Source organism: Sphingobacterium puteale (assembly GCF_050986225.1).
Classification (GTDB): domain Bacteria; phylum Bacteroidota; class Bacteroidia; order Sphingobacteriales; family Sphingobacteriaceae; genus Sphingobacterium; species Sphingobacterium puteale.
The window spans coordinates 119385-138582 of sequence record NZ_CP158959.1; the positions used below are offsets into that span (position 1 = coordinate 119385).

Here is a 19198-nt window from a genome sequence, read left to right on the forward strand (position 1 = left end):
TGGGAAATAAATATATGCAAGCATAGTAAATATTTTGTATATTTAACTTATAAGTCCACAAGCTTTAATTCGCTGGACTCCATTGGAATTGGTTAGACGGTTTTATTTTTCTTTTCTAGAATCTTTTGGAGATAGGCGATTAGAGAGATAGGCAAAAAAATGTTAAAATAAATTCATAAAAATAATATAGACCAATGAAGAAAATTATGATGTCATTCATTATGTTGCTTGTTACAGTAACATTGTTTGCGCAAACAGATCCGATTATCGGAAAGTGGGAAAACCCGAGCGGCGAGGGCCGTGTGGAGATTTATAAAAAAGGGGACAAATTTTTTGGTAAGCTTTATTGGCTTAAATTTCCAAATAATGAAGCTGGACAGCCCAAGAAAGATATTAAAAACCCAGACAAGGCGCTTCAGAGCCGGGCAATTCAGGGATTGGAGATCTTGACCAATTTTGAAAAAGATGGAAATACCTATGAAGATGGGAAGATCTATGATCCAAAAACAGGGAAAACCTATAGTTGTAAAATGACTTTAAAGGGGGACAAACTCGACATACGTGGCTATGTGGGGGTTAGTTTGCTCGGACGGACAGAGACCTGGAAAAGGATCAATTAATCGTCTAATTAGGGCTGAAAGTAATAGGATGTAAGCTATTTAGAAAGCTAATGACGACCTTTCTGTGGGCATTGACCTGTTATAAAAAAGGCAATTTATTCCATTAGAATAAATTGCCTTTTGGTTTTGTGGAGGAATAACAGTATTTTCATCTGCAAATTATAAAAGTCGCCGCATGTCCGTAAAAATGTCTTATGTTGAAAATGTAAAACTTGCACTGCAATCTATTGTAGGTAACAAGTTGCGGACATTTTTAACGGCATTGATCATTGCGATAGGGATGATGGCCCTGATCGGTGTATTGACATCTATTGACGCCATGAAAAACTCCTTAACGGATTCCTTTTCTTCCATGGGGTCCAATTCATTCAATATACGGAATAGGGGATTGAATGTGCAGATCGGTACAGGAGGTACACGGTCTAAGGTATTTGCCAATATTACCTATGCCCAGGCCGCAAGGTTCAAACAGAATTTTCATTTTAATGCGACGACATCCATCAGTGCCAACGTAACATGGAATTCAACCGCAAAATTTCAGTCAAAAAAGACAAACCCAAATATCGGCCTAATTGGTACCGATGAAAATTATCTTCAGACCTCGGGCTATATCGTCAGTGAAGGACGTAATTTCTCTGTCCGTGATGTAGAAACCGGGGGAGCGGTGATTATCATCGGCAGTGAAGTCAGTAAAATGCTTTTTGGGGAGATCATTGACCCCATCGGGCAGTTTATTACGGTCAATAATATCCGATACCAGGTCATCGGAGTGCTAAAAAGCAAAGGCTCTTCCGCGGGTATGGGTGGCGATAGGGCCTGCTTTATTCCCCTGGTGAAAGCAAGATCGGTCATGCAGGTCGTAGAGCCATCCTATGTGATCACCGTATCGTCCAATGATCCCATGCGTTTGGAAGCAGCTATTGGCGAAGCTTCCATTGTATTTCGGAATATCCGCGGCCTATCGGCAAGGCAAACCAATGATTTTGAGATTACCAAGTCCGATGCGGTGGCACAAATGCTGATGCAGAATATGGCGATGGTGACCTTAGGAGCAGTAGTGATCGCCTTTATCACCCTTGTTGGTGCATCCATCGGACTGATGAATATCATGCTGGTGTCGGTTACTGAACGGACAAGAGAGATCGGTATCCGGAAGGCAATAGGTGCTACGCCCAGTGTGATACGCAAGCAGTTTTTGATGGAAGCCATTGTCATCTGTATGATGGGCGGTGTCGCGGGTATATTTATCGGTATCCTGATCGGTAATTTGTTGGCCCTTCAGCTGGGAACATCCTTTATTATCCCTTGGGCAGCTATTATTCTCGGATTTGCAGTATGTGGCCTTGTGGGAATGCTATCCGGTTATTATCCGGCATCAAAAGCTTCAAAATTAGATCCGGTGGATGCCCTGCGTTACGAATAAGCCAATCCGTATTAAATCATATGTTGTTGACCTAAAACAAAGGAATACAAAGCGCCAGATCTAAACTGGCTAAGGACTGCGTCCATCTTAAGTCCGTATAGCGTCCACGTTAAGTCCACCTTGCCATGCTCCCGACGATCCAATGTAGTTTGCCTATTATCTCCTCTTGATGGAGCCATTATTCGTTGCGAAAAGAAAGAAGCCAAAGTGCTACGTAAATTTGTGCAAACGGTTTAATGTTATCAAAACATTGATTTGCGGTGAATTCTCAATAAACAGGCTGTTTCCACCAAAGAAAAACTGTAATATTGTATAAAAAAATAAAATCAAATTATGTACAATACATTACAACCAGTTTTACAAAAGGAATTGGAAGCAATCAAAGAAGCGGGATTGTATAAACAAGAGCGGGTGATCGTTACTCCACAAGGAGCAGACATCAAAGTAAGCACAGGACAGGAAGTTGTCAATTTTTGTGCTAACAATTATTTGGGCCTGTCTTCTCACCCAAAAGTAATCGAAGCGGCCAAGAAAGCGATTGATACACACGGATATGGCATGTCATCTGTACGTTTTATCTGTGGTACCCAAGATGTGCATAAAGAATTAGAAGCAAAGATTTCCCAGTTCTTAGGAACAGAAGATACGATTTTATATGCGGCGGCATTCGATGCGAACGGTGGTGTTTTCGAACCTTTGTTTGGTGCTGAGGACGCAATTATTTCGGATGAATTGAACCACGCTTCGATCATTGATGGGGTACGTTTGTGTAAAGCACAACGTTTCCGTTATAAAAATGCGGATATGGCAGACTTGGAAGCACAGCTACAGGCAGCATCCGGCGCAAGACACAAAATCATCGTGACCGATGGGGCTTTCTCCATGGACGGATCAGTGGCGCCATTGGACAAGATCTGTGACCTGGCCGACAAATACCAAGCGTTGGTAATGATCGATGAATCACATTGTACGGGCTTCATTGGTGCTACCGGTCGCGGGACACATGAACTTTTCAATGTGATCGATCGTGTAGATATTATTACTGGAACTTTAGGTAAAGCCCTCGGCGGAGCCTCTGGCGGTTTCACATCCGGTAAAAAAGAGATCATTGATTTGTTACGTCAGCGTTCTCGTCCGTATTTATTTTCAAATACATTAGCGCCGGCGATTGCAGGCGCTTCTGTTGCCGTATTGGATATGTTGAGCGAGACAACAGCGTTGCGTGATAAACTGGAATCCAATACAAAATATTTCCGTGAAAAAATGACGGAAGCCGGATTTGATATCAAGCCGGGTTTCCACCCGATCGTCCCTGTGATGCTTTACGACGCGAAACTTGCACAAGAATTCGCGGCTAAAATGTTGGACGAAGGCATTTATGTAATCGGTTTCTACTATCCTGTTGTGCCTCAGGGAAAAGCCCGTATCCGTGTTCAGATTTCGGCAGGACATGAGCTCGCACACCTGGATAAAGCGATCGCCGCCTTTACCAAAGTAGGTAAAGAATTGGGTGTAATTAAATAAAATACACATAGTTATAAATTTTATGGTGCAAAATGTTTATCTTTGCACCCTAAAATTTTATAAAATTATTCTTGCTCAATGCAAAACATTAGAAACATTGCGATCATCGCTCACGTCGACCACGGTAAAACTACGCTTGTAGACAAAATTTTATATTTTACCAATCAATTCAGAGAAAATGAAAATGCTGGTGAATTAATCCTAGACAATAATGATTTAGAGCGTGAGCGCGGGATCACTATTGTATCTAAGAACGTATCAGTAACATATAAAGGTGTTAAAATCAATATCATTGATACTCCTGGTCACGCCGACTTTGGTGGTGAAGTGGAGCGTGTATTGAAGATGGCCGATGGTGTAGTATTACTTGTAGATGCTTTTGAAGGTCCAATGCCTCAAACACGTTTCGTTACAGGTAAAGCACTTGGATTAGGTATCAAACCTATCGTTGTTGTCAATAAAGTGGATAAAGAAAACTGCCGTCCTGATGAAGTGTACGAAAATGTTTTCGATTTATTCTTCAACTTGGGGGCTACCGAAGAACAATTGGATTTCCCAGTATTATACGGTTCTTCAAAACAAGGATGGATGTCTACAGATTGGAAAAATCGTACCGAAGACTTCACGGATTTGTTAGAAGCAATCATTAAATATATTCCTGCTCCGGTGGTTACTGAAGGTAATTTGCAGATGCAGGTAACATCATTAGATTACTCAACTTTCGTAGGACGTATCGCTATCGGTCGTGTTGCCCGTGGTACTATCAAGGAAAACCAACCAGTATCATTGGTAAAACGTGATGGAAAAGTGGTTAAGTCACGTGTTAAAGAACTTCAGGTTTTTGAAGGCTTAGGTCGTATCAAAGTGCCAGAAGTACATGCAGGTGATATTTGTGCTGTCGTTGGTATCGAAGGTTTCGATATCGGTGATACCATCGCGGATTTTGAAAATCCCGAGCAATTGGAAGTTATCAGCATTGATGAGCCAACAATGAACATGTTGTTTACAATCAACAACTCCCCATTCTTTGGTAAAGAAGGTAAATTGGTAACATCTCGTAATATCTACGATCGTTTACAAAAAGAATTAGAAAAGAACTTGGCGTTGCGCGTAGTTCCTACCGAATCTCCTGATGCGTGGTTGGTATACGGACGTGGTATCCTTCACTTATCTGTATTGATCGAAACAATGCGTCGCGAAGGCTATGAATTACAAGTAGGACAACCTCAAGTTATCGTGAAAGAAATCGACGGTCAAAAATGTGAGCCGATTGAAGAGCTTGTTGTTGATGTTCCTTCTGATGTTTCTGGAAAGGTAATTGAGTTGGTCACACAACGTAAAGGTGAATTGTTGATCATGGAAGCTAGAGGTGATATGCAACATCTTGAATTCTCTATTCCTTCTCGTGGTATCATTGGTCTACGTAACAACGTATTGACTGCAACAGCAGGTGAAGCTGTTATGGCACACCGTTTGAAAGGTTACGAGCCTTGGAAAGGTACAATCCCTGGTCGTTTGGCAGGTGTATTAATCTCTTTGGATACAGGTTCAACTACAGCATATTCTATTGATAAATTGCAAGATCGTGGCCGTTTCTTCGTGGATCCAGGTGTAGATGTATACGAAGGACAAATCTTGGGTGAGCACATCCGTGATAACGATTTAACAATCAATGTTACCAAAGGAAAGCAATTGACAAATATGCGTGCTTCTGGTTCAGATGACAATACACGTATTGCTCCAGCAATCAAATTCTCATTAGAAGAATGTATGGAGTATATTCAGGCAGATGAATATATTGAGGTAACACCACAATCTATGCGTCTACGTAAAATCTATTTGACAGAAAATGAGCGTAAACAAAACGCGAAAAAATTTCAATAATCAATAGATAAGGATAATAAAGATAAAAGAGGCCGTCTCGTAAGAAATTATGAGACGGCCTATTCTTTATAAGCTTTGTTTGTTGTTTTTGGGCCAACTAAACAGAATTTAGTGGCTATTATTTTTTCTTTTCTCTGACTTCAGCAGCCCGATAGGTATCTCCATCTGTTGAATAGATTTTGAATTGTGCCTCATATCCTTCAGGGACATAAATAACAATAGGCATCCGACCGTTGTAACGTACTGTTTCGGGGTGGGCGCTTACAAAAAGATTTCTCTTGGCTTTATCCGGGCAGGCCATCATGGTACTTGCTACATTTCCGTTGGTTTTGAATACATAGTAATCATACCCCCAGCCCTGAAGATCTTTTTTCTCAAAAGAACCAGCTAGATTAAAATTGTTACAACCATCTACCTCCATCCATTTACCTACAGAGAATTCGATCTTCTTGTTCTTGTCATTCTCCGAATATGGAACTTCGATAACCATTTTTTTGTATCCTTTTTCCGCTGCAGGAAAAATATTTAGGTCTATTTTATCAATCACCATTTGTGCTTTACTTACTGTTGTAGATGCGACGAAAACGAATAGCATCATGACCATAACTTTAAATACATTTTTTCTCATAACCTTTTTTTATTTTATTCTTTAAACGCAATCTCTATCACTATTGCTACTTTGCTTTTTCAAAACTATATTTTTAAGACATGTAAAAAATTAGAAGGATTAATTGAAAATGGGTAAATATTTAAAATAATTATTCGAAAGTGTTCGATAGCACCTATTAAAAAACATCGTTAGATAAGGCCCCGTCGATGTAGGATATCCAGCAGTTATTTTGTAACAAAATCATGTAAGTTGCTTAGAATATTTGTTGCAATACCATTATTTACAGTATATTAACTTTTCAAATGCGACCTAAATATAAAGATGAATAAGGAAAATCATTTTGACGCTATTGTGATCGGTTCGGGCATATCTGGCGGATGGGCCGCTAAGGAATTTTGCGAGAAAGGATTGAAAACACTTGTTTTGGATCGAGGTAAAGATGCCAAACATATTCAGGATTATCCCACAGCGTATATGGATCCTTGGCAGTTCAAGCATGGGGGACAGGTGGAACAGCAGACCAAGGATGAAAATCCGATTGCTTCAAAATGCTATGTCTATCGGGAAGACGCCAAACACTTTTTTCTGCCGGATGCTGCCCAGCCTTATATCCAGGAAAAACCATTTGACTGGATTCGGGCTGATCAGGTTGGCGGTAAATCTCTCCTTTGGGCCCGTCAGACCCAGCGATGGTCTAAGTACGATTTTGAAGGGCCTGCAAGGGATGGCTTTGCAGTGGATTGGCCTATTCGTTACGATGATATTGCACCTTGGTATTCGTATGTCGAACATTTCGTCGGAATATCGGGTAACAGGGACGGAATTGATGCGATGCCAGATGGTGATTTTCTTCCCGCTTGGGAGATGAACGTGGTGGAGAAAGCAATACAACAACGTATAGAGCAGCAGTATAAAGATCGTCCGGTGATTCAGGGGCGCTGTGCTCATTTGACCCAACCTCGGCAGATCCATATCGATCAAGGGCGGAGTCAATGTCAGGCACGTAGCCTATGTCATCGTGGATGTCCTTTTGGTGGATATTTTAGCTCCAATGCATCTACTTTACCTTGGGCGGCGAAAACAGGAAAGTTGACCATACGCCCCCAGGCGATTGTCGAATCCATACTTTATGATGATAGTTTACAGAAAGCGATCGGTGTCCGTATCATCGACACAGTCACAAAGGCGAGTCAAGAGTTTTTTGCGAAAATCATTTTTGTCAATGCCTCTGCATTAGCGACAAACCAGATTTTATTGAATTCCACTTCCGATCGTTTTCCGAATGGCCTTGGAAATGATAGTGGCCTGTTGGGTAAATATGTCGCTTTTCATAATTATTTGGGCTCAATATCGGGTACAATGGAAGGCTATGAAGATAAATATTATTATGGGCGTCGGCCAACCCAACCTATTATTCCCAATTTTAGAAATGTACATCGGCAGGAAACTGATTTTTTGAGAGGTTATGCTTCGTTTTTTGGCGCTTACCGTTCGCGGGGAGGGGCTTTTGAGGGAGTGTCAGTTGGTGGGGCTTACAAAGACAGTTTAGCTGAACTGGGAGGCTGGGGTGTTTCCATGATGATGCAAGGGGAGACGATTCCCAAGGAAAGCAATCATGTGCGATTGAGCAAAGACAAGAAAGATCCTTATGGTATTCCACAATTGATTACCGCTGTCGGTTACGAGGAAAATGACTACAAATTGAGAGATGACTTCTTTCAACAAGGACAGGAGATGCTGGATATTGCAGGAGTCAAGAATCTCAAAGTCAGTGACAGCAACCAAAATCCGGGTTTGGATATCCACGAAATGGGAGGAGTACGTATGGGATTGGATCCCAAGACCTCTTTGTTGAACAAATGGAACCAGTTACATTTGGTGAAAAATGTATTTGTCACCGACGGTGCCTGTATGACCTCAACAGGAACGCAGAATCCGTCGCTGACCTATATGGCATTAACAGCTAGAGCCGTAGATTATGCTGTCTCTGAAATGAAAAAAGGCAACCTCTAAATCCATAGAACTGCACTGGGATAGGGACTATATTTTTTCGCAAGAGCTTTTAATTCGTAGGGACTATAATCAGCCAAGATTGCGTAACTTTGTGTGAGATAAGGATTATTATGAGTAAAAAAGTGGAGCGTACTCCAAAAGAATATATTCAAATAAAAGGGGCTAGAGTCAATAATCTGAAAAATATTGATGTTGATATTCCCAAAAATAAATTGGTTGTCATTACAGGAATGTCAGGTTCAGGAAAATCTTCCCTCGCTTTTGACACCCTATACGCTGAAGGACAACGACGGTATGTTGAAAGTCTTTCTTCCTATGCACGACAGTTTATGGGACGGATGAATAAACCCGAAGTCGATTACATCAAAGGGATCGCCCCAGCGATTGCAATTGAACAACGTGTTATTACCAGCAATCCGCGTTCCACTGTCGGAACTTCTACCGAAATATATGACTATCTAAAATTACTATATGCAAGGATCGGGAAGACGATTTCTCCTGTTTCAGGTAGGGAGGTGACCAAAGATAGCGTGAGCTCGGTGGTAGATTTTGCCTTGAAATTTGACGAGGGAGAATCTGTTACGCTATTGGCTCCGCTGGTGCCTTCCCATGGGCGAAAACTCAAAGAAGAGTTATCTCTCTTACTGCAGAAAGGGTTTGTCCGTGTCGTCTATCAGGATAAAATGCAAAAAATCGAAAGTATTATTGACGATAAGAGCATGGCCAATGAAACGATTCAGGACGGCGAGGTATTGATCGTCGTGGATCGGGTACGTATCGAGCAGGATGATGATACCATGAATCGATTATCCGATTCCATTCAAACGGGATTTTTTGAGGGTAAAGGTGAATTGTATATCGAAGAAAAGGATAAAAGACATCATTTCTCACACAAGTTTGAACTCGATGGAATTACCTTTGAGGAGCCTAGTCCTAACTTCTTTAGTTTCAATAATCCCTATGGTGCCTGCCGTCGGTGTGAAGGCTATGGGAAGATCATTGGTATAGACCCAGACCTTGTTATACCAGATAAGAGCCGCTCTGTTTATGATGGCGCTATTGCTCCTTGGCGAGGAGAGAAAATGAATGAATGGTTACAGGTGCTGGTAAAGAATTCTCTAAAGTTTGATTTTCCGATACACCGCGCCTATTCCGATCTGACAACAGCCCAAAAAGAACTACTTTGGACGGGAAATAGTTATTTTACAGGGCTTAACAAGTTCTTTGAAGAGCTCGAAGAACAGACCTATAAAATTCAATACCGCGTGATGTTGTCACGTTACCGAGGTAAGACCGACTGTCCCGATTGTAGGGGAACAAGGTTGCGTAAAGATGCGACCTATGTCAAAGTCGGTGGTAGGTCAATTACCGATATCGTATTGATGCCTCTTGAAGAAGCTTTGGCATTTTTTACGGATTTGTCACTGGAGGGAAATGAAAAGGTGATTGCCAAACGCCTGCTGGCCGAAATTAATAACCGGCTACAATTTCTATGCGATGTAGGGTTAAGCTACCTTACCTTAAACCGTCTGTCCAATACGCTATCCGGAGGGGAATCCCAACGGATCAATTTGGCAACTTCGCTCGGAAGTTCGCTCGTGGGCTCAATCTATGTGCTGGATGAGCCAAGTATTGGGTTGCACCCGCGCGATACTCAGCGTCTGATTTCGGTACTGAAATCCTTGCGTGATGTAGGTAATACAGTTGTTGTGGTTGAGCATGAACAGGAAATGATGGAGGCTGCAGATTATCTGATCGATATTGGCCCCGAAGCAGGGATCAATGGCGGTGAGATGGTATTTGCAGGAACATATAATGAGATCCTAAAAGATGATAGGAGCTTAACAGGACAATATCTGAGTGGTAAGAGCCAGATCGAAGTTCCAAAAAAACGACGAAAATGGTCCAATAGCATTACTGTAAAGGGAGCGCATGAAAATAATCTTCAGGGGATCGATGTGCAGTTTCCATTAAATACATTTACCGTTGTATCTGGGGTGTCGGGATCCGGAAAGACCTCCTTGGTGAAACGTATTCTTTATCCGGCTTTGCAGAAATCAATCGGTAATTATTCAGGTGAACAAACAGGTGTATATGATTCCATAGAAGGCGATATTGCACAAGTGGAACAGATCGAAATGGTTGACCAGAATCCAATCGGTCGTTCTTCACGGTCCAATCCAGTAACTTATGTTAAAGCCTGGGATGAGATCAGAGCTTTGTATGCTAATCAGGCTGCATCCAAAGCTGCGGGATTGAAACCTGCTGCGTTTTCTTTTAATGTCGAGGGCGGCCGCTGTGATGTCTGTCAAGGTGAAGGGGAAGTGAAGATCGAGATGCAATTTATGGCGGATATCGTACTTCCATGTGAGGCCTGTGGTGGAAAACGTTTCAAGCAGTTTGTGCTAGATGTGCAGTATAAAGGTAAATCCGTAGCGGATATACTTGAACTGAGCGTGGATGAAGCCATTGTCTTCTTTGGCGATCAGCCTAAGATATTGGCCAAGTTACAGCCACTACAGGATGTAGGTCTGGGCTATGTGAAGCTCGGGCAGTCTTCCAGTACACTTTCTGGCGGTGAGGCACAACGGATTAAACTTGCTTCTTTCCTGATCAAAGGCAATAACAGCAAGAAGACCTTATTTATTTTTGACGAACCGACTACTGGTTTGCATTTTCAGGATATTAAAAAACTGCTAAAATCGTTTGATGCGTTGATTGCTCTCGGCAATAGTATTTTGGTCATTGAGCATAATATGGATATGATCAAATCAGCGGATTGGGTGATTGATATTGGACCTGAAGGGGGCAATAAAGGTGGAAAGTTGGTATTTACAGGACTTCCAGAAGATCTTGCGCATTGTAAAGATTCTTATACAGGGCAATTTTTAAAAACACATTTAAAAGATTAAACCCTACATTAGCATTCGTTATTAAACGATGGCGCCTGCGCAGTGGCTGCTGAATTTAGGGAAAAAGATTAAAGAGCAAGGAATGAAAGATCATTTTAGTAGGCCAAAGGCTTGTACAACTAAGATCTAAATACTAATTACTCAATACTCAATACTCAATACTATTATGATTAAAAGATTTTTTTTAAGTGTCGTATTTGGAATAGCTGCACTCTCCGCCATGGCACAACAACCGGAACGACCCAAATTGGTCGTCGGTCTGATGGTGGATCAGATGCGTTGGGATTATCTATATCGCTTTGCGGATCGATATGGAAATGATGGTTTCAAGCGACTTTTGAAAGAAGGCTTCTCCTGTGAGAATACCCTGATCAATTATATTCCGACCTATACAGCTATAGGACACAGTTCGGTATACACTGGTTCTGTTCCTTCAATCCACGGTATTGCGGGTAATGATTGGATCGAAGAGCTTACAGGTAAGAATATGTATTGTACCCAAGATGACAATGTCGTTGGTGTAGGTACTACGGAGAAAGAAGGAAAACAGTCCCCACGTAATTTACTGGCGTCTACAGTAACGGATCAGTTGAAACTGGCTTCAAATTTTAAATCTAAAGTCATTGGTATCGCAATTAAAGACAGAGGCGGTATATTACCTGCCGGTCACTTTGCGGATGCTGCCTATTGGTTTGAGGCAAAATCTGGCAATTGGATTACCTCCAATTTCTATATGGATAAATTACCAAAGTGGGTCGTTGACTTCAATAAGAAAAAGTTAGCGGAAAAATACCTTAAGGCAGACTGGAAGCCGATGTATAATGTGAGTACTTATGCAGCGAACAGTATTGCTGATGATAATATCTATGAGGGGAAATACCCTGGTGAAGAGAAGCCAACCTTGCCGCGTGCGACATCTAAGTTGATGAAAGATGAAGGTCTTGAGTTGATAAAAACAACACCAATGGGTAATCAGTTTACTTTAGATCTGGCAATGGAAGCCATCAAGAATGAGCAGATGGGAAATAACCCAACTAAAAATACCGATTTCCTTTGTGTCAGTCTTTCGGCGACAGATTATGTCGGACACCGTTACTCATTGACAGCTGTAGAAATTGAAGATATTTATCTGCAATTGGACAAACAACTGGCCGATTTCTTTGCTTATCTGGATAACACTGTTGGTAAAGGCAATTATACCTTTTTCCTGACTGCTGACCATGGCGCTTCTTACAACTCTAGATTCTATATGGATATGAAAGGAAATGGCGGTTATTTCTATTCCCGTCAGATTATCTCGGATCTAAACAAAAAGTTGAAAGAGAAATTTGGACAGGAAAAAATCGTCAAGAGTATGATGAATTATCAGGTGCATCTGAATAATCAAATCATTGATTCGCTTCAATTGGATCGGGATAAAATAAAAGAGACCATTATTCGCGAGTTGCGCAAGACTGAAGGTGTTGCTTATGTTGCGGATATGGAGAAAGGTGAAAGCCTAATGATCCCGGAGCCTGTCCGTGAAAAAATGATCAATGGCTATAACTACAAACGGAGCGGTGTTATCCAGATCGTTTGTGAACCACAATGGTATGATGGTACGCCACGTTCTACGGGTACGACACATGGTACTTGGTCGGGATACGATTCTCATATTCCACTGGTATTTATGGGCTGGGGTATTAAACCCGGTGTGTCCAATACCGAGGTCCATATTGTCGATATTGCGCCTACGATTTCATCACTATTGCATATTACCGAACCCAATGGAAGTATCGGTAAACCCATTACAGCAGTACTGGGGCAATAGCAATTAGATTATCAGATAATATTCGCCCTTAGCATAAGGATATCCAATAGGTAAATTGTGCTAAGGGCTTTTCTTTTACAGGCTAGTTTTATAGGTTTTATTCTATTGAATAAAAAACGTAAATTTGCAATTCAACAGGGGGTTAACAAATTATGCTTTCCAAAAAGACAAAATATGCAATTAAAGCACTTATGGTGCTCGGTCGTAACTACGGAAATGAACCTATGCAGATCGTTAAAATTGCACAGGAAGAAAATATTCCAAAAAAATTCTTGGAACAGATTCTCCTTGAAATGCGCAACGCAGGTATTCTCTATAGTAAAAAAGGAGCGGGGGGAGGCTATAGTCTGAATAAAGCTCCGGAAGATGTATTTTTATCTCAGGTAATGCGTCTGATCGATGGACCGATTGCTTTGCTCCCTTGTGTCAGTCTAAATTTCTATCGTTCCTGTGAAGAGTGCACCGAAGAGCATGCCTGTGGCATCCGTGATACATTTGTGGAAGTCAGGAATGCGATGTTGCAAATTTTGAATGATACGAGCATCGCCCATTTAATCAATAAAGAAAAAGAATTGAATCTAAGCGTCGAATAATTGACGTGTTCGACGCCGTCTGCAGACTAGACAAAAAAGCTTGTTTGCAATGAATAATATAGACAGCAGTGGCGCAAGCTTACTGCTGTTTTTTTATACTGAGGGTATTTCTAAAAACATATCTTGGCAGAATAAGCCCCCTTAGCATGATTTATTGGTATAGACAATAATTGGAGTTTTGCTTTAGAATAAGATAAATTTTATAATTTTGGAGCATTCATAATATACGGACAGATCACTTGAAAAACGATGAAAATGATGAGTTTAAGCTGGTTTCTCTTTTAATTAAGGGAGATAAAACGGCTTTCTCTAAGCTTTATGAACACTATTCTCCCACCTTGTTGCACAAGCTGAACAGATTGCTACCAGACGAGGAGCATGTGCTGGAAATACATCAAATTGCCTTCGTACGCTTATGGGATATGCGCGCCAAAATTATTCCCGAGAAAGGCGTTTGGTCATTGCTAAATACAATAGCCCGTAACCTGACCATTGATTATTTTCGCCAATCAGCTACAGATGAGGCTGTGCGTAAAGCGCTTCTGACACAGGCAACCTTATATTATGAATTGGACGAAGCTAATGATACGTTGGAACAGCTATCTGATGAACTATCAAAAGCGATAGAAAAATTGCCCCCCAAGCGCAGAGAAATCTTCCTGTTGTGCAAATTCCAGGGAAAGAGTTATGAAGAAGCCGCAAAGATCCATGAAGTTTCAGTTGGTACTGTAAAAGATCACATGGCCAAAGCGATGCGCTTTTTAAAACAGGAGCTCGGAACCAAACTTTTTATGCTGTTGATAACACTTTTGGGGCTTCTTAACTAGGGATTTGCTTCACATAAGACTAGTCCCAATAGTCTTTTTTATCCTCCTTAAACCTAATTTTAGATTTTTTAAAAAAAAAGATTTTCTAAGCATAGACTTTCTATGTCTTCTCCGTATTAAGGTTATTAAGGCTGTGATTTGAGCGATTATTATGTACGATAAAAAGGAGATTTTCGAGAAATACTTGGCCGGCACCTGCACACCGGAGCAGGCCGCTTGGTTGGTAGCATTATTCGCTGACGAATCTTTTCGTGAGGAACTGGAAATGTATATGGATGCAGCAATGGATGATCAGCTGGAGGAAGGGGACATTATTGAGGAATTATATACCCAATCGAAAAACCAATACCCAATCTTAGAATCGTTGCTCACTGGAGGAGAGATTAAAACGAAACCATCCATTTTGATCCGCTTATGGCCATGGGCGGCCGCTGCGGCAGCAATACTGATTCTTTATGTAGGAGGGTATCAATATAAAGCATCTGAGGAGGCTTTAAGCACTACCGGTGTTACTGTCACGAATAAATATATGGAAAGCTCCAAAGTGGAATCACTGATGACATTGACGCTGCCGAATGGAGAGAAAATTGAGTTGACGGATAGTAGCAAAACGCAATATGCTGCTGCTAAAACAACAAATAAAGATTCTTTTTTTGAGATCAAAAAAATTGAGAATGCCTCCGAACCTATGGTACAGGAAATTAACGTTCCAACGGGTAAAACTGGAGCAATCGTGTTGACAGATGGGACCAAAGTTTGGCTGAATACGGGTACTAAATTACGTTATGATGCTAATTTTGTTGGATCCGAACGTATCGTTTATCTGGAGGGAGAAGCTTATTTTGAAGTTTCGCACAATAAGCAGAAACCTTTTGTGGTGGTTTCAAATGATCAAAAAATCAAGGTGCTGGGGACGCATTTTAATGCTAAGGCCTATGCGCATAATCGGACCACAACAACATTGATGGAAGGTAGTGTTGCCGTTTCTACAGCATCGAAGCTTCGTATTTTGACCCCCGGAGAAAGCAGTGTTGTCAACCCTGGGAATACTAATATCGATGTTTCTCCGGCCTTATTAGCCAATGTGAATGCTTGGCGAAATAATGAATTTTCATTTTTTAATGCAGGTTTGGAAGAGATCGGAGTGGAGTTGTCGCACTGGTATGGCATAGATGTTAGGGTACTCGGCCAAGCCGACGAATTGGGCTTTACTGGAGTCATTTCCAAAGAAAAGACATTAGAAGAAGTGTTGTCCATCTTGCGGAGAACAGGACAGATAAAATATCAAATCACTCCTTGGGGAGCAAAAGAAAGGAGGGTGATTCTGATGATGTAGTTTTACCTATGAAATCTAACTAACCACTGCTGAGCGGGGGACAGCAGTATACCTTAATTATTTGACCAATAAATTACGACCAAATGAATTTATTCAATTCCAGAGACCTATTGAAAAGGAGGGCTTTGGGCAAACGCACTGCAATTTTATTTGTTGCACTGACCTGTGCGCAGTTTAGCCTGACGGCTTTTGCACAACGGGTCTCTATAAAGAGAAAGGGAGTTCCACTTTCTCAAGTATTTAGTGAAATCAAGAGACAATGCAATTGTGATTTCTTCTACAATGAGTCTCTTGTCAAATCCAATACAGCGGTGGATATCGACATGCAGAATGCTACTGTGCAAGAAGTATTGGATCACTGTTTTAAAGATCAGTCGCTGCAATATAGCATCGATAATAAAACAATTGTAATTACCCCTAAGCCTCGTTCAGCCAAACAGCAGAAAGTACAGCTACGTGGCCGTGTAATGGATTATAAGGGAAAACCACTGGTCGGTATTACAGTGACCGAAAAAGACAATCCAAAGAATGCTGTTGGAACGGATACCGATGGGACATTCATCCTATCGGTAACAAATGCAAATACAACATTGATTTTCAAAAGCATGGGTTTCCAGACTTTGCAGATATCCATGCAGGGTAAGACCTGGACAGAGGTGCGCTTGACCCCCATAGAAAATCAGCTGGACGATGTGGTCGTCACAGGGTACCAAAACCTACAGCGCAAATCATTGACCGGTTCGGTCGCTACGGTTAATATGGAGCAGTTAGAAACGATATTTCAGCCGAATATTGATAAACTCCTACAAGGACAGGTACCTGGGCTTATGGTCATGAGTACTTCGGGGGCTCCGGGCGCTATGCCGCAAATTCGCATTCGTGGTACTGCTGCGTTAAGCGGGAATGTACAGCCTTTATGGGTTGTCGATGGTATTATTCTGGATGATGCAGTGAATGTTTCCGTAGATGATATTATGACTAATCGAAACCTGATCGCTTCTGGTATTGGTGGTGTCAATGTAGAAGATATCGAAAGTATCAATGTCTTAAAAGATGCAGCGGCAACAGCTATCTATGGAACTAAAGCCGCTAATGGTGTCATTGTAATTACTTCCAAGAAGGGACGGGCAGGTAAAACCCGGGTGAATTTTTCAAGTACTTTAACTATGGGGGAGCGACCACGGATAGAGGACGCCTATATGATGAATTCCAAGGAACGGGTGGACGTCAATTTAGAAATGTTGCAGCGGAATTTGTTTAATGCAAACAGCCCTAAACCTGGCGAATATGGCACTGTTACTGATTTTGAACGTTATTTTATTGATGCAAATGATAAGCGGATTAGCTGGGGTCAATTTGAAGACAAAATAAAGTACCTGGAAACGGTCAATACCGATTGGTTTAAACATCTATTTAGGAATTCGCTGTCTCAACGGTATAATGTAAGTTTTTCTGGAGGAAATGAAAAGACGACTTTTTATGCCTCAGGAAGCTACAATAATGATCAGGCGACCGCGAAAGGTGTGGGACAGAAAACCTATACGGGATCATTGAAAGCCTATACTTTCTTAACACCCAAGATGCGATTGGGAGTCATGATGGATATCAATGCACGCGACAATAAGAGTTTTTTTGCTGTCGATTCGCGCGAAAACCCCTATGAATGGGCGATCTATACCACACGTGCGCAACCCGCTTTTGACAACAATGGAAACTATAGTTATTTCTACCATAATACCTTGAAATATAACTTTATGGAAAACAGGGAACAGGGCTGGAGAAATGCGAATAACTTCGGACTACGGTCTTCAGTGGATTTTGAATGGAAATTCATGAAAGATCTGACATTCACCTCCTTGTTTAGTTATACAAAACAAAATACACGTGATGTAGATATAGCTTTGGAGGATAGTTATTTTGTGCGGAGCCGGAAAAAAGATTATTATGATATCGTCGACTATACAGCAGTGCAGATCTGGAAAGATGGGGGGTATAGAAGAGGAAAGGCATCAATTAACGGTTCGATTACCTTTCGGAATCAAATAATCTATAATCCCCTTTTTAAAGACAAGCATTATTTGAATGTGATGCTAGGGCAAGAGATCCGCAAATCTAAAACTGAGGAGGAAGTAACGCAGGTCTATGGATATGCACATGATCGGGGCCATCAACAAGTGCCACAGTTTGAACTGATGAAAAAGATGGGTGTTCCCTATTGGACAGAACGTCTGGATGAAGCTGCTGCGGTATCTTATTTCGGTGCATTCAATTATACCTTTGACAATAGATATACTGTAAGCTTTAACGCCCGTACAGATGGTTCCAATAGATTTGGGCTGAAAACTAATCAGTTATTTCAGCCACTTTGGGCATTGGGAGCGAACTATCAGATGAAGCAGGAGCGCTTCCTAAATCAGATTGATTGGTTATCCTATTTGACACTAAGAGGATCCTATGGCAGCCAGGGTAATGTTGCTTCTCAGGCCTACTCCGACTTGGTTGCGACGATCGGTGCCGTGAATGTAGATAATCCGGTCAATTATTTAATTATCAACGCACCGAAAAATCCTTATCTCAAATGGGAAAAGACCTATACAACCAATTTGGGACTTGAATTTGGTTTATGGAAACGGCGTTTAATGGGCTCGATCGAATTTTATAATAAAAAAGGCACAGACCTGTTGGGATCAAAACAAGTGTCGCAAGTGACCGGATTCGAATCGCTTCAGGTGAACTGGGCGACAATGCGCAATAGGGGTTGGGAGTTTTCTGTCAGCTCAATCAATATGGATTCTAAGAATTTTAGATGGTCATCAAATATCAATTTTGGCTTGAACAGAAACGAGGTGCTCGAAGTCAATTCCAAACCAACAGTAACCACACTGACTGATGCAAATCGGACGAATTATGCTGCATCAGCCGTTGTAGGAAAACCTTTGGATGGCATGTGGTCCTACCGCTATGCCGGACTCAATACAGACGGCAGAGCGACATTTTATACCAATAAAGAGGGCGAGAAGGTGCTCTATGGGATGACGAATTTGGACGGACTGAAATATGAAGGGCCTAATCTGCCAACGACGCAGTTGGGTTTTACAAATACATTCTCCTATAAGCGTTTTTCGTTGTCAACCTTATTTATCGGCAGCTTTGGCAATATGATGAGACTGCGTAACCTTTCTCAAGGTTATGCCCTGACTTTTCCAGAGCCTACACAGAACTTATCCAAAGAATGGGTAAACAGATGGCGCAAACCTGGAGATGAACTCGACACGAATATCCCCAAACTAGAGGATTCAGCATTTGAGGCTGCTGTAACAGGTGTCGCACCATATAATGGGCGAATGTACGATAATTCCGATCTGAGAACGGTGAAAGGCGATTTTATCCGAATGCAGAATCTCTCCATATCGTACGATTATTTTACGCCTAGATTGCGGGCATTAGGAATACAGAATATTCGTCTTATGTTACAGGGAAATAATCTCTATGTATGGAAAGATGCTAAACTGAAAGGTCAGGATCCAGAAGCGCAAGGAAGCAAAATGTCTTACACAGACTCGAGATCCGTTCAGGTATCGTTTGGAAATACATTCCTCCCTGTGCCAAGATCATACACTGCATCCCTACAAGTTCAATTTTAAAC

Annotated in this window: 12 protein-coding genes; 11 read left to right on the forward strand and 1 reads right to left on the reverse strand. The window is 41.4% G+C overall.

The features are described from left to right. The first annotated feature begins 194 nt into the window (after window positions 1-194). From ABTV71_RS00535 to typA, 4 genes are all read left to right on the forward strand, one after another. On the forward strand, window positions 195-620 hold the full coding sequence (locus ABTV71_RS00535) for a DUF2147 domain-containing protein (RefSeq protein WP_104384641.1): 426 nt from the start codon (window positions 195-197) through the stop codon (window positions 618-620). 175 nt (window positions 621-795) lie between these two features. Continuing rightward, complete coding sequence (locus ABTV71_RS00540; RefSeq protein ID WP_104384640.1) at window positions 796-2043, forward strand: ABC transporter permease; 1248 nt, start codon at window positions 796-798, stop codon at window positions 2041-2043. Window positions 2044-2376: 333 nt separating this feature from the next. Continuing rightward, window positions 2377-3567: a glycine C-acetyltransferase gene (kbl, locus tag ABTV71_RS00545; protein ID WP_121125323.1), complete on the forward strand. Its 1191-nt coding sequence runs from the start codon at window positions 2377-2379 to the stop codon at window positions 3565-3567. A gap of 78 nt (window positions 3568-3645) precedes the next feature. Then, on the forward strand, window positions 3646-5451 hold the full coding sequence (gene typA, locus ABTV71_RS00550; protein WP_104384638.1) for a translational GTPase TypA: 1806 nt from the start codon (window positions 3646-3648) through the stop codon (window positions 5449-5451). 118 nt (window positions 5452-5569) lie between these two features. On the opposite strand, the gene ABTV71_RS00555 is transcribed toward typA, so the two are convergent. After that, complete coding sequence (locus tag ABTV71_RS00555) at window positions 5570-6079, reverse strand: ecotin (protein ID WP_433901891.1); 510 nt, start codon at window positions 6077-6079, stop codon at window positions 5570-5572. Between the two features lie 303 nt (window positions 6080-6382). Here ABTV71_RS00555 and ABTV71_RS00560 point away from each other — a divergent pair, with 303 nt between their 5' ends. From ABTV71_RS00560 to ABTV71_RS00590, 7 genes are all read left to right on the forward strand, one after another. Next, the gene (locus ABTV71_RS00560; RefSeq protein WP_433901892.1) at window positions 6383-8074 is read left to right on the forward strand and encodes a GMC oxidoreductase; all 1692 of its coding nucleotides are present in this window, start codon (window positions 6383-6385) and stop codon (window positions 8072-8074) included. Between the two features lie 110 nt (window positions 8075-8184). Further along, window positions 8185-10986: an excinuclease ABC subunit UvrA gene (gene uvrA / locus ABTV71_RS00565; RefSeq protein WP_433901893.1), complete on the forward strand. Its 2802-nt coding sequence runs from the start codon at window positions 8185-8187 to the stop codon at window positions 10984-10986. A 166-nt stretch (window positions 10987-11152) separates the two neighbouring features. Next, window positions 11153-12796 (forward strand): alkaline phosphatase PafA, encoded by a 1644-nt coding sequence (pafA, locus tag ABTV71_RS00570; RefSeq protein ID WP_433901894.1) that lies wholly within the window; start codon window positions 11153-11155, stop codon window positions 12794-12796. Between the two features lie 152 nt (window positions 12797-12948). Then, window positions 12949-13389: an RrF2 family transcriptional regulator gene (locus ABTV71_RS00575; protein ID WP_121125320.1), complete on the forward strand. Its 441-nt coding sequence runs from the start codon at window positions 12949-12951 to the stop codon at window positions 13387-13389. Between the two features lie 239 nt (window positions 13390-13628). Then, window positions 13629-14216, forward strand: coding sequence for an RNA polymerase sigma factor (locus ABTV71_RS00580; RefSeq protein ID WP_433901895.1), 588 nt, complete (start codon window positions 13629-13631; stop codon window positions 14214-14216). Between the two features lie 151 nt (window positions 14217-14367). Next, on the forward strand, window positions 14368-15552 hold the full coding sequence (locus ABTV71_RS00585; protein WP_433901896.1) for a FecR family protein: 1185 nt from the start codon (window positions 14368-14370) through the stop codon (window positions 15550-15552). An 83-nt stretch (window positions 15553-15635) separates the two neighbouring features. After that, the gene (locus ABTV71_RS00590) at window positions 15636-19196 is read left to right on the forward strand and encodes a SusC/RagA family TonB-linked outer membrane protein (RefSeq protein ID WP_433901897.1); all 3561 of its coding nucleotides are present in this window, start codon (window positions 15636-15638) and stop codon (window positions 19194-19196) included. The last annotated feature ends 2 nt before the right edge of the window (window positions 19197-19198 follow it).

Coding starts and splice junctions, on each gene's coding strand:
- ABTV71_RS00535 (WP_104384641.1), top strand. CDS start 195: ATGAAGAAAATTATGATGTCATTCATTATGTTGCTTGTTACAGTAACA.
- kbl (WP_121125323.1), top strand. CDS start 2,377: ATGTACAATACATTACAACCAGTTTTACAAAAGGAATTGGAAGCAATC.
- typA (WP_104384638.1), top strand. CDS start 3,646: ATGCAAAACATTAGAAACATTGCGATCATCGCTCACGTCGACCACGGT.
- ABTV71_RS00555 (WP_433901891.1), bottom strand. CDS start 6,079: ATGAGAAAAAATGTATTTAAAGTTATGGTCATGATGCTATTCGTTTTC.
- ABTV71_RS00575 (WP_121125320.1), top strand. CDS start 12,949: ATGCTTTCCAAAAAGACAAAATATGCAATTAAAGCACTTATGGTGCTC.
- ABTV71_RS00590 (WP_433901897.1), top strand. CDS start 15,636: ATGAATTTATTCAATTCCAGAGACCTATTGAAAAGGAGGGCTTTGGGC.
- ABTV71_RS00560 (WP_433901892.1), top strand. CDS start 6,383: ATGAATAAGGAAAATCATTTTGACGCTATTGTGATCGGTTCGGGCATA.
- uvrA (WP_433901893.1), top strand. CDS start 8,185: ATGAGTAAAAAAGTGGAGCGTACTCCAAAAGAATATATTCAAATAAAA.
- pafA (WP_433901894.1), top strand. CDS start 11,153: ATGATTAAAAGATTTTTTTTAAGTGTCGTATTTGGAATAGCTGCACTC.
- ABTV71_RS00585 (WP_433901896.1), top strand. CDS start 14,368: ATGTACGATAAAAAGGAGATTTTCGAGAAATACTTGGCCGGCACCTGC.
- ABTV71_RS00540 (WP_104384640.1), top strand. CDS start 796: ATGTCCGTAAAAATGTCTTATGTTGAAAATGTAAAACTTGCACTGCAA.